This is a genomic window from Desulfobacterium sp. N47, assembly GCF_051233685.1.
Taxonomy (GTDB): Bacteria; Desulfobacterota; Desulfobacteria; order Desulfobacterales; family RPRI01; genus RPRI01.
This window is the reverse complement of sequence record NZ_JBAMMY010000082.1, coordinates 1-1629: the sequence shown is the minus strand read 5'-3', so window position 1 is coordinate 1629 and position 1629 is coordinate 1. Positions and strand designations below refer to the sequence as shown.

2 protein-coding genes are annotated in these 1629 nt (G+C 40.9%); both read right to left on the bottom strand.

Annotated features, from left to right (window positions below):
- Positions 1 to 379: 379 nt before the first annotated feature.
- Entirely contained in the window at positions 380 to 1435 is a 1056-nt protein-coding gene (locus VXK47_RS05090; protein WP_435547693.1) for an NAD(P)/FAD-dependent oxidoreductase, read from the bottom strand.
- A partial coding sequence (locus VXK47_RS05085) for a hypothetical protein (RefSeq protein ID WP_435547692.1) occupies positions 1432 to 1629 on the bottom strand: 198 nt, incomplete at its 5' end. The genes VXK47_RS05090 and VXK47_RS05085, both read right to left, overlap by 4 nt.

The window sequence follows — 1629 nt, the reverse complement described above, 5'->3', positions numbered from 1 at the left end:
TGTTTTGCCAATAAGGCGTTTTGATTGCGACGCGGTAATCGCTTTGATAGACCGGATTCAAAAGAAAAACTATCGAGCCTATCTGTCCCATAGAAAAAAGAGGCTCGGACAATTGGTTAAAACATAAATATCGTTGTAGGGATATTCAAGAGAAAAGTGGTTTGGTTTGGATTAGGTGTCAGAATAATAATTGCCCTGTACGAAATGTAGAAACTGATGACTTTGACACAAAAGAAGAAGCAATCGAAGCCTGGAACACCAGAAAAGGGCCGACCGCTTCTTCTATAAAGGCTGTTCCTATAAATCGCCAATAACCATATTCAGTTATTTACTTCTGACCGATTTTACAGGCGGCGTTTTTATGTGGGTATGATTGTTTTTACGTTACAAGAAAATGCATATTTTCTTTGCACAATTCCATATGCCTGATGACTCCTTCGAGTTCCTTCTCGTATATCTCCAGAACATTGCTGCCTTTTTTTATCCCCTGAGCCACGGCTATGCCTGCTCCGTAGCCGGAATCAATGGCAGTACTTATTCCCTCACCGTTAAGATACGACATTCCGGCGGCTTCTCCTGTTAGAATAATATTGTCTTTTCCGAGGTGCGGTGGTGCCATCCTCATTACGCATCCTTCGTCCCTTTGCATATCTTTTAAAACTACTTGAAAATTTTCAGCCAGTAAGTTTTTGAAATCCTCCATACTTTTCTTGAGGCTGCGCCCTTTAAAGCCGCAAACGCATAATGTAAGAAAGTCATCTTTACGGTGAGCACAGGAAATTGCTTCTCCGATCTGTGGCTCGAGAAACACATACCAGTGAGCATCTTCTAAGCTTCCCATATCAGAAAATCGGTAATACGCCTGATAAACCGCAACCGCTTGTTCTATTTTCATAAAAGCGGGGTCAAGCAGGGGCCGTAACCGAGATCCGCCCCCATCGGCGCCGATAAGATAAGAACAATATAAATCAATATTTTCTTTGTCATTTATGGAAACTTCCACTTTGATTTTCCCATTTTCCATAGAATAATTATTGAATTTACAATTATCTTTATATTCAACCCCGCTTTCTTTCAAAAGCCAATAATCAAACTTGCTCCGCCAGATATTGTAGAGATCTTGCGGGAATGACCGGCCATCTTTGGGCAGTTCCCAGACATAGGGGAAAAATCCCTTTTTTTTGTTCCATTCCAGAATATTTTCGGTCTTAATAATCTTGGGGTCGCAGTAAACTTCTTCCGGAGGAAGCCCCCCGAAATACTGATCAAGTAAAACCTGGGTCTGGCCGAAAAGAACCCCGGAACATATCTTGTTGCGGGGCAATTTATCCTTTTCAATAACCAAAACTTCTATCCCTTCATTTTTTAAAGCCTTGGCGCAAGCAGCGCCGGCCGGCCCGGACCCAACAATAATTGCCTGGAATTCTTTTTTCATTGTATACATTCTCCTTTCATTAATTCTGGTTTTTTTGTAATGAACATATAAAGTTTGGTAGCGTTGTCAATAGGAGACCTGGAATAATGCCCTCCAGTATTATGAACATTAAGCCTTCCTTTCATTGTATTTGTACACCATGTTTTTTGAATGTCAAGAAAAAACTTGTCCCCTCTCTTAAAAAGCAAAATTGG